Annotated in this window: 12 protein-coding genes and 2 tRNA genes; 6 read left to right on the top strand and 8 right to left on the bottom strand. The window is 71.8% G+C overall.

Annotated features, from left to right (window positions below; all coding sequences use genetic code 11):
* From CRP50_RS19380 to CRP50_RS19370, 3 genes are all read right to left on the bottom strand, one after another.
* A partial coding sequence (locus CRP50_RS19380) for an elongation factor Tu (RefSeq protein WP_141415202.1) occupies window positions 1-725 on the bottom strand: 725 nt, incomplete at its 3' end.
* A 67-nt stretch (window positions 726-792) separates the two neighbouring features.
* Window positions 793-866: transfer RNA gene (locus tag CRP50_RS19375), tRNA-Gly, on the bottom strand.
* A gap of 38 nt (window positions 867-904) precedes the next feature.
* Window positions 905-989 (bottom strand) — tRNA-Tyr (locus CRP50_RS19370).
* Window positions 990-1,139: 150 nt separating this feature from the next.
* On the opposite strand from CRP50_RS19370, the gene rlmB reads away from it, so the two are divergent.
* Entirely contained in the window at window positions 1,140-1,973 is an 834-nt protein-coding gene (gene rlmB / locus CRP50_RS19365) for a 23S rRNA (guanosine(2251)-2'-O)-methyltransferase RlmB (RefSeq protein ID WP_097280828.1), read from the top strand.
* A gap of 65 nt (window positions 1,974-2,038) precedes the next feature.
* Window positions 2,039-2,995, top strand: a complete 957-nt coding sequence (locus CRP50_RS19360; RefSeq protein WP_245913543.1) for a DUF808 domain-containing protein — start codon at window positions 2,039-2,041, stop codon at window positions 2,993-2,995.
* Window positions 2,996-3,001: 6 nt separating this feature from the next.
* Here CRP50_RS19360 and ade read toward each other — a convergent pair whose 3' ends face one another.
* Together ade and CRP50_RS19350 are read right to left on the bottom strand one after the other, a co-directional pair.
* The gene (gene ade / locus CRP50_RS19355) at window positions 3,002-4,729 is read right to left on the bottom strand and encodes an adenine deaminase (protein WP_097280827.1); all 1,728 of its coding nucleotides are present in this window, start codon (window positions 4,727-4,729) and stop codon (window positions 3,002-3,004) included.
* Window positions 4,730-4,811: 82 nt separating this feature from the next.
* Entirely contained in the window at window positions 4,812-5,057 is a 246-nt protein-coding gene (locus CRP50_RS19350) for a hypothetical protein (RefSeq protein ID WP_097280826.1), read from the bottom strand.
* 286 nt (window positions 5,058-5,343) lie between these two features.
* Between CRP50_RS19350 and CRP50_RS19340 the strand changes: the two genes are divergently transcribed.
* Window positions 5,344-6,225, top strand: coding sequence for a GGDEF domain-containing protein (locus tag CRP50_RS19340; RefSeq protein WP_141415201.1), 882 nt, complete (start codon window positions 5,344-5,346; stop codon window positions 6,223-6,225).
* Window positions 6,226-6,234: 9 nt separating this feature from the next.
* Here CRP50_RS19340 and CRP50_RS19335 read toward each other — a convergent pair whose 3' ends face one another.
* On the bottom strand, window positions 6,235-7,116 hold the full coding sequence (locus CRP50_RS19335) for a pirin family protein (RefSeq protein ID WP_097280823.1): 882 nt from the start codon (window positions 7,114-7,116) through the stop codon (window positions 6,235-6,237).
* 170 nt (window positions 7,117-7,286) lie between these two features.
* Here CRP50_RS19335 and CRP50_RS19330 point away from each other — a divergent pair, with 170 nt between their 5' ends.
* Entirely contained in the window at window positions 7,287-8,531 is a 1,245-nt protein-coding gene (locus CRP50_RS19330; RefSeq protein ID WP_097280822.1) for a cellulose binding domain-containing protein, read from the top strand.
* Window positions 8,532-8,631: 100 nt separating this feature from the next.
* Here CRP50_RS19330 and CRP50_RS19325 read toward each other — a convergent pair whose 3' ends face one another.
* Window positions 8,632-9,006, bottom strand: coding sequence for a septal ring lytic transglycosylase RlpA family protein (locus tag CRP50_RS19325; RefSeq protein WP_097280821.1), 375 nt, complete (start codon window positions 9,004-9,006; stop codon window positions 8,632-8,634).
* Between the two features lie 467 nt (window positions 9,007-9,473).
* On the opposite strand from CRP50_RS19325, the gene CRP50_RS19320 reads away from it, so the two are divergent.
* The gene (locus tag CRP50_RS19320) at window positions 9,474-11,264 is read left to right on the top strand and encodes a thiamine pyrophosphate-requiring protein (RefSeq protein ID WP_097280820.1); all 1,791 of its coding nucleotides are present in this window, start codon (window positions 9,474-9,476) and stop codon (window positions 11,262-11,264) included.
* 18 nt (window positions 11,265-11,282) lie between these two features.
* Here the strand turns inward: CRP50_RS19320 and selD are convergent, their stop codons facing one another.
* A complete protein-coding gene (gene selD / locus CRP50_RS19315; protein WP_217992085.1) occupies window positions 11,283-13,421 on the bottom strand; it encodes a selenide, water dikinase SelD in 2,139 nt (712 codons plus the stop codon).
* A gap of 174 nt (window positions 13,422-13,595) precedes the next feature.
* Between selD and CRP50_RS19310 the strand changes: the two genes are divergently transcribed.
* Entirely contained in the window at window positions 13,596-14,033 is a 438-nt protein-coding gene (locus CRP50_RS19310; RefSeq protein ID WP_097280818.1) for a DMT family transporter, read from the top strand.
* Window positions 14,034-14,047: the final 14 nt, after the last annotated feature.

Raw genomic sequence — 14,047 nt, 5'->3', positions numbered from 1 at the left:
CCCACCTTCACGATGCCGCGCTCGACACGGCCGGTCACCACGGTGCCGCGGCCCGAGATCGAGAACACGTCTTCGATCGGCATCAGGAACGGACGATCCTTCGGACGTTCCGGCTGCGGGATGTACTCGTCGACGGCCTTCATCAGCTCGGCGATGGCGCTGGCGCCGATCTCCGGCTTGTTGCCCTCGAGGGCGGCCAGGGCCGAACCCTTCACGATGGGAATGTCGTCGCCCGGGAAGTCGTAGGACGACAGCAGCTCGCGGATTTCGAGCTCCACCAGTTCCAGCAGCTCCGGGTCGTCGACCTGGTCCACCTTGTTCATGAACACCACGATCGCCGGCACGCCGACCTGACGGGCGAGCAGGATGTGCTCGCGGGTCTGCGGCATCGGGCCGTCAGCGGCCGAAACCACCAGGATCGCGCCGTCCATCTGGGCGGCACCGGTGATCATGTTCTTCACGTAGTCGGCGTGGCCCGGGCAGTCGACGTGCGCGTAGTGACGGTTCGCGGTCTCGTACTCGACGTGCGCCGTCGAGATGGTGATGCCGCGCGCACGCTCTTCCGGCGCCTTGTCGATCATGTCGTAAGCCAGGAACTGACCGCCGCCCTGCTCGGCCATCACCTTCGTGATCGCCGCGGTCAGCGTCGTCTTGCCATGGTCGACGTGACCGATGGTGCCGACGTTGCAGTGCGGCTTCGACCGCGTGAACTTTTCCTTCGCCATCTTCCAACCCGTGTCCTGGTGGTGCGTCCGATAGGTCGACTATGGTGGGTAATTCTGGGATTTAAGCTGGAGCGGGTGACGGGAATCGAACCCGCACAACCAGCTTGGAAGGCTGGGGCTCTACCATTGAGCTACACCCGCAAGCCCCGTCGTCCCGGCGCCGCACCGCGGCGGGGAAATGGTGGAGGGGGTAGGATTCGAACCTACGTAGGCTACGCCGCCAGATTTACAGTCTGGTGCCTTTAACCACTCGGCCACCCCTCCATCGTCCGCCGTGCGCCAGGCGCCGTGACAACGGAGGCCTTGAACTATTGGATCGGCGACGCCTTGTCAACGAGAAAAAAAGCGTTTAGCCAACAATCCGTTGGCCGCCTTCACGGCGGCCCGTCACCCGCGTCGAGAAAAGGACACCCCATGCCCCAGCGCCCCGGCAAGCCTGCGCCCAAAGGCCCCCGCAAGGAGGGCAAGCCCGCCCACAAGGCGGCTGCAGCCCGCGCCCGCCGGGAAGGCGGCGGCGAAGGCTGGCTCTACGGCCGCCATCCGGTTGAGGCGGCGCTCGCCAACCCGGCCCGCGTCATCCGCGAGGTCCTCGGCACCGCCGAGGCGCTGGCCGAGATCCGCCCGCTGCTCGACGAGCGCGACGAGGTGCCGGTGGTGACGCCGGTCGACCGCTCCCGCCTGGACGACCTGCTGCCCGCCGGCGCCGTCCACCAGGGCCTCGCGCTCAAGGCCGACCCGCTGCCCGCCGCCACCCTCGACGACGTGGTGCGGCTCGGCGAGGCGCAGACCGACTGCGTCGTGCTGGCGCTCGACCAGGTGACCGACCCGCACAACGTCGGCGCCATCCTGCGCTCGGCCGCGGCCTTCGGCGCCGTCGCCGTGATCACCCAGGACCGCCACGCCCCCGACGAGACGGCGACGCTGGCCAAGGCTGCCTCGGGCGCGCTGGAACGGGTGCCGCTGGTGCGCGTCGGCAACCTCAAGCAGGCGCTCGACCGCCTCAAGGAAGCCGGCTGGTGGACCGCCGGGCTCGACGCCGAGGCGCCGCAGACGCTGGCCGGCGCGAAGCTGTCGGGGCGCATCGTGCTGGTGCTGGGCAGCGAGGGCACCGGCATGCGCCGCCTGACGCGCGACGCCTGCGACCATCTGGCGCGCCTGCCCATGACCGGCGCCATGGAGAGCCTCAATGTGAGCAATGCCGCCGCCGTGGCGTTGTACGAACTGCGGCGGACGGCGCTGGAGGGCTGAGGCGGAGCCGCCCATCCCCGCCCGACACCCCTTGCCTCGCCCTCCCCTTCCCCGCCTGGAGTTTCATGATGGCGACTGGTCTTCTCGCCCTGCTCGATGATGTCGCGGCCCTCGCCAAGGTGGCCGCGGCCGGTGTGGACGATGCCGTGGCGCAGGCCGGCCGCGCGGGGGTGAAGGCCCTCGGCATCGTGGTCGACGACGCGGCCGTCACGCCGCGCTACGTGGTCGGCCTGTCGCCGGCGCGCGAGCTGCCGATCATCGGCAAGATCACGCTCGGCTCGCTGCGCAACAAGCTGCTGATCCTGCTGCCCATCGCGCTGGTGCTGAGCGCCTTCGCGCCGTGGGCGATCATGCCGCTGCTCATGGCCGGCTCCCTCTATCTCTGCTTCGAGGGCGCCGAGAAGGTGTGGGAGGCGGTGGGCGGCGGCCACGGCCATCACGACGACGGCCCGGCGGCGGCCGAGACGGCGGCGGAACTGGAGGCGCGCGTGGTCGGCGGCGCCATCCGCACCGACTTCATCCTGTCGGCCGAGATCATGGCCATGAGCCTGGCGGTGGTCGCGGCGGAAACCGACTCGTTCTGGTCGCAGGCGGTGGTGCTGGCCATCGTCGGCATCGGCATCACCCTGCTGGTCTACGGCGTCGTGGCGATCATCGTGAAGGCGGACGACGTCGGCCTGCACCTCACCACCCGCGGCGGTGCGGCCGCCACCGTCGGGCGCCTGCTGGTGACCGGCATGCCCAAGCTGCTCAAGCTGCTGAGCGTGGTCGGCACGGCGGCCATGCTGTGGGTCGGCGGCGGCATCCTCATCCACGGCCTCGCCTCGTTCGGGCTGGCGGGCATCGAGCACGTCATCCACGACGCCTCGGTCGGGGCCGGAGCGGCGGTGGGCGGCGGCACGCCTGGCGCCATCGTCGCCTGGGCGGTCGGCGCCGCCGGCGCAGGCGTGCTCGGGCTCGCCGTCGGCGCCCTGGTCATCCCCCTCGTCGGGATCGGCGGCAAGCTCTTCCGCAAGGGCTGAGGCCGGTCAGGCCGCGATCAGCTCGAACCGGTCGACGTCCACCAGCCCCTTGTCGGTGATCTTCAGGTGCGGGATCACCGGCAGGGGCAGGAAGGCCAGCTGCAGGAACGGTTCCGGCAGGCCGCAGCCCATGCCGCGCACCGCCGCCCGCAGGGCCTCCAGCTTGTCGCGCACGCGCTCGAACGGGTCGAGGCTCATGAGCCCGGCCATGGGCAGCGCCAGTTCGCCCACCACCTGCCCGTCGCGCACCGCGACGAAGCCGCCGCCCAGCGCGATCAGCCGGTTCACCGCCACCGCCATGTCGGCATCGCAGGCGCCGACGACGCAGATGTTGTGGCTGTCGTGCCCGACCGAGGAGGCGAGCGCCCCCTCGCGCAGGCCGAAGCCCTTCACGAAGCCGCGGCCGATGTTGTTGTTCACCCCGTGGCGGGCCAGCACGCAGACCTTCAGGATGTCGCGCGCCGGGTCGGCGTGGCGCAGGCCGTCGCGGTAGGGCAGCGATTCGCGCAGGTGCTCGGTGACGATGCGCCCGGCCTGCACGCCGATCACCGGGCCGGTGGGACCGGAGGCGGGAGCGGCGAAGACGTCTGCCGTCACCGGGTCCAGCTTGACGCTGTCGAGCCCGACCGGATCGGGCGCCCGGCGCCCCGCGAACAGGTCGGGCGTCACCACACGGCCGGCGGAAATCACGCCCTGCACGTCGCAGGTTTCCAGGTCGCCCAGCAGCACGATGTCGGCCCGCTTGCCGGGCGCGATAAGGCCGCGGTCGTGCAGGCCGAAGCCGGTCGCCGCTGACCAGGTGGCGGCGCGGTAGACGTGTGCCATGGGCGCGCCGTTGGCGATGGCCTTGCGGATGACGTGGTCGAGGTGGCCTTCCTCGGCGATGTCGAGCGGGTTGCGGTCGTCGGTGCAGAAGCCGCAGAAGCTGGAGGTTTCCGCCGTCAGGGCCGGCGTCAGGGCGTCGACGTCCTTGCTGACCGTGCCCTCGCGGATGAGCAGCTGCATGCCCTTGCGCAGCTTCTCCATGGCTTCGTCGTAGCTCGTGGTCTCGTGGCAGTTCTTCACGCCGCAGGCGAGATACGCATTGAGATCATGCCCCGACAGCAGCGGGGCATGGCCGTCGATGTGGCCGCCCTGGAAGGCCGCCAGCTTCTCCAGCACCTCCGGGTCCTTGTGCAGCAGGCCGGGCACGTTCATGAACTCGGCCAGGCCGATCACCTTGGGGTGGTCGCGGAAGGCCAGCAGGTCCGCCGCCCCCAGCCGCGCCGCCGCCGTCTCCAGGTCGGTCGCCGGCACGCAGGACGACAGTTGCACCCGCAAGTCCAGCGCCGTCGCCTCCGCCGCCCGGGTGAAGTAGTCGAGGCCCGTGGCTCCCAGCACGTTGCACATCTCGTGCGGGTCGCAGATGGCCGTGGTCGTGCCGCGCGGCAGGACGCAGCGGTCGAACTCCAGCGGCGACACCAGGGTCGATTCGCAATGGACGTGGGTGTCGATGAAGCCCGGCACACACACCAGGTCGCGGCCGTCGACCTCGCGGGCGCCGCGGTAGGACTCGTAGGTGCCGACGATGCGGTCGCCGCAGACCGCGATGTCGCCGCGCGCCACCTCACCCGTCACGACGTTGAGGAAGCGGGTGTCGCGGATCACCAGGTCGGCGGTCTCGACGCCGCGGGCCTGGTCGATGCAGCGGGCGAGGAAGGCGGTGTCGGTGCGGGAGTCGGGGGGCGGCGCCATGCGGGTGCGGGTCTCCAGGAGGAACGGCTGGTCTCCCGAAGATGTGGCGCGCGGCGCCGCGGCGAAACCCCCGGCGGCAGGATCAGGCGAACAGGCCGGCGATGATCGCCACCACCACCACGGCGAGGACGGCCAGCATCACCATGCGCAAGGCGTTGCTCTTCTGCGGCGGCCGGTCGTCGGCGCCAAGGCCGGTGCGGCTGTCGGTGGCGCGGGTGCTCTCGCCGGTGGTGGTGGAGGGCCGGCCCTGGTCGGGGTGCGGCTTGGACTCGTGCATCGCCGGCGGTTCGGTGCCGCGCAGGCGGGTGTCTTCAGAGCGGTCGGCCATGGGGCGTCTCCCGGTGCAAAGGATTACTGGCAGTGCAACGCGGGCGGAGCGCCCCGGGTGGCGCGGCCGGTCAGGAGCCGGGGCCGAGATCCCCCCTGGCGGCGGATGCGGAGCAACGGCACGGCCTCGGCCTCTGTTTGCAGGCGGTACGGATCCTGCTGCGGCACCGCTTGCTGGTCGGCGAGGCTGCCACTCGGCCGAAAGAGATCCTCCACCAGGAGATGCAGACGCCCGCAAAGATTTTCGCTACGGTCGAAATCCGCTTCCATTGCGCCTGAAAAACACCATGACGCCTTCCCTCTGCCCCATCCTCACCATCGGCGCCCCGCCGCCTGCCGGTCACGCCGTGGCCGCCGCCCTGGCGGCGCGGCCGGAGTTGCACCTGCATGCGGCCGGCAGCCCCGCCGAGGCCGCCGCCGCGGCGGCCGGCGTGCAGCCGGGGCTGGTGCTGGCGTGGGGGGAAGACGTGGCGGCGGTGCGGCGCGCCCTTGCATCGCTCCACCCGGCGCCGCTGCTGCTGGCGCTGGACGTGCCCGATGCCGCCACCGCCGCCGCGGTGATCGAGGCCGGGGCGACGGATGCGCTGCGCGTCGATGCCACGCCCGCCGAGGCGGCGGCGCGGCTCGACCTGCTGCTCGGCCTCGCCGAAGCGCGGCGGGCGCGGGCGGTGCGCGACGGCTCCGACCCGCTGACCGGCGCCTTCGACCGCCGGGCGTTCCTCGGCCGCCTGGTGGAGGAGGTGGAACGGGCGCGGCGCTACAACCACGCCCTCAGCCTGCTGGTGGTCGACGTCGACGGACTGAAGGCCATCAACGCAACCCACGGCATCGGCACCGGTGACACGGTCCTGCGGGCCGTCGCCGCCGGTTGCGTCGACGTATTGCGCGAGACCGACCTGCTCGGCCGCCTCGGCGACGACGAGATGGGCGTCCTGCTGCCCTCCACCGACGGCGGCGGCGCCCTCGCCCTGGCCGAGCGCCTGCGGGCGACGCTCGCGCGCCGGCCGCTCACCGACGGTGCCGGCGGGCTCGCCGTCACCGTCTGCATCGGCGGGGCGGAGGCCGGCGACGATTCGGTGGAAGTGTTGCTCGGCCGTGCCGAGACCGCCCTGCAGGCGGCGCAGGCGCAGGGGCCGGATCACGTCATGCTGGCCGTCGGCGGCGGCTGAGGGGAAGGATCAGCCCGACGGCAGCGGGATGAAATCCGTCTCCCCCGGCACGGCGGCGAAGCGGCCGGCGCGCCAGTCGTCCTTGGCCTGCGCGATGCGCTCCTTGCGGCTGGAGACGAAGTTCCACCAGATGGTGCGCGGCCCGTCCAGCGGCGCCCCGCCGAGCAGCATCACCCGCGCCGCCGTCGTCGCCCGCAGGCGCGCCGGCGCCGGCCCGTCGGCCGTGACCATGGACAGCGGCGGCACCGGCACGCCGTCCAGGTCCACCGTCCCCTCGACCACATAGACCGCCCGCTCGGCATGCTCGTCCGGCAGGTCGACCTCGGCGCCGGCCGTCATCGCCATGTCCAGGTAGAACAGCGGCGACAGCACCGTCGCCGGCGCCGTCTCGCCCCAGGCCGTGCCGGCGATGAGGGTGGCGCGCCAGCCCTGGCCGTCGATCACCGGCAGAGTGCCAGCGGGGTGGTGCTCGAAGGACGGCGCCCGCTCCTCCTCCGCCGCCGGCAGGGCGACCCAGGCCTGCACGCCGTGGACGCGGCGCGGCACGGCGCGGTCCTCGGCGGCGGTGCGCTCGGAATGGACGATGCCGCGCCCGGCGATCATCCAGTTCACCGCCCCCGGCTCGATGGCCTGGCGGCAGCCCAGGCTGTCGTGGTGGAGGATGCGGCCCTCGAACAGCCAGGTCACCGTGGCGAGCCCGATGTGCGGGTGCGGGCGGACGTCGATGCCGCTGCCGGCGGCCTGCTCGGCCGGGCCCATGTGGTCGAAGAAGACGAACGGCCCGACCGCCCGCCGGCCGCGCCACGGCAGCAGGCGGCGCACCATCAGGTTGCCGATGTCGCTCTCCCGCGGCGGGATGGTCAGGCGATCGGCGGCGGCGGTGAAAGGCATGGCGAGTCCTCCGGCGGCAATACCTACCGCAGGTCGGGGCGGCGGCGCGCCCCGTCAAGATCACGAACCGAATTGATGACGATACGGATTTTTCATTCACCCTGTGGTTAAAGGTTTGGCTCTGCCCTGCCCCGCCTGATCCTTCCTTCCGCAGGTCGAGAGCATTCATCATGGTCACCCTCGCCGACTACCGGACGCCCCTGTCCGGCGACGCTTCCGTCGATTCGCTCGTCAACGCCACATGGCTGCGGCCGCAGCCGTGGCCGGCCGACGACACCCTCGGCTATTCCTTCATGGGCGCCTCGGACACCCAGCGCGCCCTCTACGACAACGGCCCGAGCGGCTACGCCGCCATGAACGCCACCCAGGTGAGCGCCACCCGCGAGCTGATGGATTACGTCGGCCGCGTCACCGGCCTGAAGGTGGAAGAGGTGGCGTCGTCGTCCGCCGAGATCCACTTCGGCACGGCCGGCCTTTCCGACACCGTGCTCGGCGTCACCTACATGCCCTACCGCTACTGGCACGACGGCAAGGGCAGCATCAGCGCCTTCGAGACCGACGCCTTCGTCTACCTGGACAACACCGACGCCTGGCGCTTCAAGACCGACGCCCCGGCGGCCGGCAACTGGGGCTATTTCGCCCTGCTGCACGAGATCGGCCACGCCATCGGCCTCAAGCACCCGTTCGACGGCAGCCCGACCCTGCCCGCGTCGCTCGACACCATGGACAACACGGTGATGAGCTACACCATGGGCTCGGAAGGCATCCAGACGCGCTTCCAGGACTACGACCTGAAGACCATCGACCACCTGTTCGACCGCGACGATGCCGTGGCCGCGCCGCAGGTCGCCAGCGTCACCACCTCCATCAGTTCGTCGTGGGGTACGGGCTACGTGTTGCAGGTGGCGGTCACCAACACCTCGGGCGGCGATCTGGTGCGGCCGAAGCTGGAGTTCGACCTGCCGCTCGACATCACCAAGGTGTGGAACGGCGTCGCCACCGAAACCGCCGAGGGCCGCTGGCTGCTGCAGGACGACACGCTCGGCCACGTGTTCAAGCCGGGCCATGCCTGGCGCTTCTCGTTCAAGGTCTCGACCACGGACGGCGAGCGGCCGCAGCCCGCCGATTTCGCGGTGAACGGCCAGGACCTCGACGGCATCGACGGCTCCGGCACGGCCATGGTGCTGGCCGACCAGACGCCGCTGCTCGACCTGTCCGGCCTGCCGGCGGACCTGCCGCGGGCCGGGGCGCCGGTGGAATGGGCGGAGGTGATCGTCGACGGCACGCCCGATCACGTGGAGCAGCCGGACCCGGCCCATGCCTACGCCGCGCCGGAAGACCTCGACGCCGCCGGCGCGGGCCTGTTCGGCATCCCGCAGCCGCACCAGCACCACGACGACCTGCTGGTCGCCTGAGCGAGCGGGCAAGCGAAAACCCCCGGCGCCGTTCGAGCGCCGGGGGCCTTGCGGGAAATGGCGGTGCTGCGGCGGAAGCCGGGAGCGCCCTGCCTCGGCGCTACTGCTGCGGTTCCACGCGCACCTTGGCGAGCCCGTCGTCGCGCATGGCCAGCACTTTGGCGGCCTTCTCCGACAGGTCGATGATGCGATCGCCGGCGAAAGGCCCGCGATCGTTGATGCGAACGACCACTTCTCGGCCGTTCTCCATGTTGACCACCTTGACCTCGGTGCCGAGCGGCAGGCTCGGGTGCGCCGCGGTCAGGGCGCCGGGACGGAACGGTTCGCCGCTCGCGGTGATGCTGCCGGCGAATTCCTGGCCGTACCACGAGGCGACGCCGACCTGGAAGGACTCGTCCTTCTGGTCCTGGGCCACCGCCGGCGATGCGATGGCGAGACCCGCCGCGAACAGCGCGGCGACCGGGATGTGTGACATCCGCTTCACACGATGGTCCTCCGTTGTGCGAACGACACGCCGATAACGGCGCAGCGTCCAGATAGTTCCACAACGGTCGATCCAAAGCCCCCTTTCTGGGGCGGGGACACTGCTTTGTCACAGCCTGTGGCCGATGGGCAACAGGGATACCGGCGCCGCCGCGACGACCGCGAGCCCTCCCCGGCCCTTGAGACGACGGCGTTTTTCGAAGCCGTCCCGGCCTTCCGTCCTACCCGCCGATGGTCACGGAACCGTACGTGCGCGTCGGCTTCTGTCACGGCGCCCCCGGCCGCCCGATTCCGGCGGCGACGGGCCTTATGGCGGCGACTCGGTGCACAGGCGGTCGCGCCGGCCCCTTTCGCCCGACCGGGCAACCCGGCCCGCCCACGCGACCGTTCACCGGATACAAGCCGGGTGCCGCTCTTTCCGGCGCCATCGCTCAACCACGAACGAACGGGTGGAAGACCATGGCCAGTACCGTCAGCGACTTCTTCTGGGAGCGGGTGCACCAGTGGGGCATCAAGCGCATCTTCGGATACCCGGGCGACGGCATCAACGCGCTGGTCGCCGCGCTCGACCGCCAGGAGGACAAGTTCGAGTTCGTCCAGGCCCGTCACGAGGAACTGTCGTCCTTCATGGCGACGGCGCACGCCAAGTTCACCGGCGAGGTCGGCGTCTGCCTCGCCACCTCGGGCCCCGGCGCCGTCCACCTGCTGACCGGCCTTTACGACGCCAAGCTCGACCACACGCCGGTGGTCGCCATCGTCGGCCAGCAGGCGCGCATGGCCCTCGGCGGGCACTACCAGCAGGAGATCGACCTCGAGACCCTGTTCGCCGACGTCAGCGGCTTCTGCCAGCGGGTCGATTCGCCGGCGCAGGTGCGGCACGTCATCGACCGCGCCTTCCGCATCGCCATGTCGGAGCGCACGGTCGCCACCATCATCCTGCCCAAGGACGTGCAGGAGCAGCCGGCGGTGGAGAAGCCGCCGCGCGCCCACGGCGCGATCCACTCGGGCGTCGGCTACCGGCCGCCGCGGGTGCTGCCGGCGGAAGCCGACCTGCGCGAGGCGGCCGACATCATCAACGCCGGCAAGCGCGTCGCCATCCTGGTCGGCCAGGGCTCCCGTGGAGCGCGGCAGGAAGTGATCGAACTGGCCGAGAAGACCGGCGGCGGTGTCGCCAAGGCTCTGCTCGGTCGCGACGTGCTGCCCGACACCCTGCCCTTCGTCACCGGCTCCATCGGCCTGCTCGGCACCCGGCCGAGCTACGACCTCATGGAGGGCTGCGACACGCTGATCATGATCGGCTCGGGCTTCCCCTATTCGGAATGGCTGCCCGAGGAAGGCAAGGCCAAGGGCGTGCAAATCGACATCGACGCCAGCATGCTGTCGCTGCGCTACCCCATGGACGTGCCCCTGTGCGGCGACGCCCAGGACACGCTGGAGGCCCTGCTGCCCATGATCGAGCCCAAGTCCGACCGCAGTTGGCGCGCGGACATCGAAAAGGGCATCGAGAAGTGGTGGCAGACCCTGGAAGCCAGGGCCATGAACGACGCCGACCCCATCAACCCGCAGCGGGTGTTCTGGGAACTGTCGCCGCGCCTGCCCGACAACTGCGTCATCTCGGGCGATTCGGGCTCGTCGACCAACTGGTTCGCCCGCGACCTGAAGATCCGCGACGGCATGCGCGCCTCGCTGTCGGGCGGGCTCGCCACCATGGGGCCGGGCGTGCCCTATGCCATCGCCGCCAAGTACGCCTGGCCGGACCGCCCGGTCATCGCCTGCGTCGGCGACGGCGCCATGCAGATGAACGGCATCAACGGCCTCATCACCATCGCCCACTGCTGGAAGAAATGGCGCGACCCGCGCCTCATGGTGCTGGTGCTGAACAACCAGGACCTCAACCAGGTGACGTGGGAGATGCGCGCCCAGGACGGCGACCCGAAGTTCGAGACGACCCAGTCGATCCCCGACTTCCCCTATGCCCGCTACGCCGACCTCATCGGCCTGAAGGGCTTCTACGTCGACCGGCCGGAGCAGATCGCCGAGACGCTGGACGCAGCCCTCGCCCATCCCGGGCCGACGGTGGTGGAGGTCAAGACGGACCCCGAGGTACCGCCGCTGCCGCCGCACATCCGCTTCAAGAACGCCAAGGCCTTCCTGTCCAGCCTGTGGTCGGGCGACCCCGAGGCCGGCGGCATGGTGCGCCAGAGCGTCAAGGAGATGGTGGTGGACCTGCTGCCGAACCGCAAAGGCTGAGGGCCGGCCCGTCGGCGTCTACCGCAGCACCACCTGCGGCCCCGTGCCGGCGCGCGGCGTCACCCGCCCGACGACCCGCGCCGCCGGCAGGGCCGCGAGAACGGCGTCCAGGCGGTCCGCCGGCACTCCCGCCAGCAGACCGCCGGCCGTCTGCGGATCGGTGAGGAGGGCCGGCACCGCCGCCCCTTCCGCCGCCACCGCGAATCGCAGGTTGGCCGGGTGCAGGCTGCTTACCAACCCCGCCGCCAACGTCTCTGCCGCCCCGTCGAGCGCCGGCAGGGTGGCCGTGTCCACCTCGGCGTCGACGCCCGAGGCCTCCAGCATCTCCACCAGATGGCCCAGCAGCCCGAAGCCCGTCACGTCGGTGCAGCCGGTCACGCCGGCCGCGGTGAAGGCCGCCGCCGCCGCCGCGTTGGGCTCGGCCATGGCGTCGAGCGCGGCCGCCACCCAGCGCCCCTTCGCCCGTCCGCGCATGGCGGCGGCGAGCAGGGTGCCGGTGCCGAGCGGCTTGGTCAGCACCAGCGCCTCCCCCGGTCGCAGGCCGCCCTTGCTCCGGCCCGGGCCTTGCAGCGCACCGGTCACCGCGAAGCCGACCGTCATGGAGTCGGACTCCGCCGTGTGGCCGCCGACGATGCTGGGCAGGACCGAGCGGGCGCCGTCGAGCACCTGCACCAGATCGTCCTCCAGCAGGCCATCCGCCGCCGCCGGCAGGCCGACGATGGCGAGCGCCGCCACCGGCCGGGCGCCCATGGCCTCCAGGTCCGACAGGGCGTGCACGGCGGCGATGCGGCCCATGAGCCACGGGTCGCCGACGAAGGCGCGGAAATGATCCACCGACTGCACCAGCCGCGCCCCCGGCGGCACCGGGATCTCGGCGGCGTCGGCGGGGGCGGCGGCGAGGCCGAGGCGTGCCAGCGCCCGCCGCAGCACGTCGGCCGCCACCTTGCCGCCGCAGTCGGCGCAGCGCATGGCATCGGGGTCCATGACCGCGGCCGGCAGCCGCATCTCCGGCAGCTCCTGGTACTTGCGCATCCAGGTGCGGTCGACGTGATCCTTCCACCGCCACACCCAGGCGCCTTGCGCCGTGAACCGGCCGCGCGACGCCACCGCGCGGCCGTCGCCGGTGCCGATGAGGGCGAGGAAGCGCTTCTGCGGCCGGAACGGCTGCGGCGCTTGGCCCGTGATCAGGCGGCGCAGGTTTTCCGTCAGCGGCGGTCCCTGGCGCACCGCCATGACGCCCGCCTTGGGGCGCGGGTGCCCGACCATGGTGGCGACGTCGCCCGCCGCCAGCACCAGCGGGTCGGTCACGCTCTGCAGCGTCTCCGTCACCAGCACGAAGCCGGCGTCGTCGAGCGCGAGGCCCGTCTCCGCCAGCCACGGCGCCCCCGCCGCCTGGGTCGCCCACAGGCATTCGTCGAAGGGGATGCGGCGGTCGTCCGCCATCACCAGCGCGCCGGCCTCCACCCGCGCCACCCGCGCGTCTTCCCGCACCGCGACGCCGCGCCGCGCCGCCTCGGCCAGGAAGGCCGTGCGCACCGCCGGGGCGTGGCCGGCGAGCAGCCGGCCGCCGGTGACCAGCGCCACCGCGGGCGTCAGCGCCTCGCGCCCGGCGGCACGCAGGCGCAGGCGCAGGGCGTGCTCGGCCCCCAGCGCCACCTCGATCCCCGCCGCTCCACCGCCGACCATGACCAGCCGCAGGCGGTGGTCGGCGGCCAGCACCCGCTCGGTCAGGGCGCGCCAGCGCTCCGCCAGCCGGTCGACGGGCTTGAGGCGCGTCACGTGCTCCAGCGCCCCCGGCACGTCGTCGGCCCGCGGGGTGGAGCCGATGTCGAGCGACAGGAGGTCGTAGCGCAGCGGCGGCCGCCCCGGCAGCAGCACCCGCCGGGCGGCGCGGTCGAGCCCGCAGGCCTCGGCCAGCACCAGCCGGGCGCCGGCGAAGCGGGCGAGGCGCACGAGGTCCAGGTGGATCTGGTCGTGGTCGTAGCAACCGGCGACGAAGCCCGGCAGCATGCCGGAATAGGGCGTCTCCGCCGTGCGCGTCACCAGCGTCAGGCGCACGCCCGGCAGCGGCCGCATGCCGAACATCTTCAGCACGTGCACATGGCTGTGGCCGCCGCCCACGAGCACCAGGTCCTTGTCGTGGGGCGTTCCCGTCACGCGCGCATCCGTCATCCGCTGGTCAGGACGCGCAGGATAGCACGGCGCCCCACGTCGGTCAGGGCGCCGTTCCGTGCATGCCCATTTACGAACGCTGTCCAATCGGTCAAACTTAGCGCAACGGTCGGACACTGCCTTGCAATTAGGCAGAACAAGTGGGGGCTCGGGGGACGCATGCAGTGGGGCTTCATCGCGCTGGCCGCCGTGGGCGGCGCCCTGCTGCCCTTGCAGGCCCTCATCAACGCTCGCCTGGGGCAGAGCATCGGCGGCCCGGTGTGGGCGGCCTGCACCTCCTTCCTCGTCGGCACCGTCGGCCTCGCCCTGTTCCTGCTGGTGCAGCGGGCGCCGCTGCCGACGCTCGGCCAGCTGCCGACGACGCCGTGGCTGTGGGCGGGCGGGCTGCTCGGTGCCTTCTATGTGGCGGCGGCCATCGTTTCCGTGCAGCATCTGGGGGCGGCGGCGACCATCGCGCTCGTCATCGCCGGCCAGCTGACGGCGTCCCTTCTGCTCGATCATTTCGGGGTGCTGGCGGCGCCGCACCCGCTCACGCTCCTGCGCGTCGCCGGCGCCGTCCTGCTGTTCGCGGGCGCCTGGCTGATCACGCGGTTCTAGGGTCCATTGGGGTT

This window comes from Caenispirillum bisanense (genome assembly GCF_900230255.1).
Taxonomy (GTDB): Bacteria; Pseudomonadota; Alphaproteobacteria; order Rhodospirillales; family Rhodospirillaceae; genus Caenispirillum; species Caenispirillum bisanense_A.
Note: the sequence above shows the minus strand (reverse complement) of the source record. Positions and strands in the feature narration are given on the sequence as shown.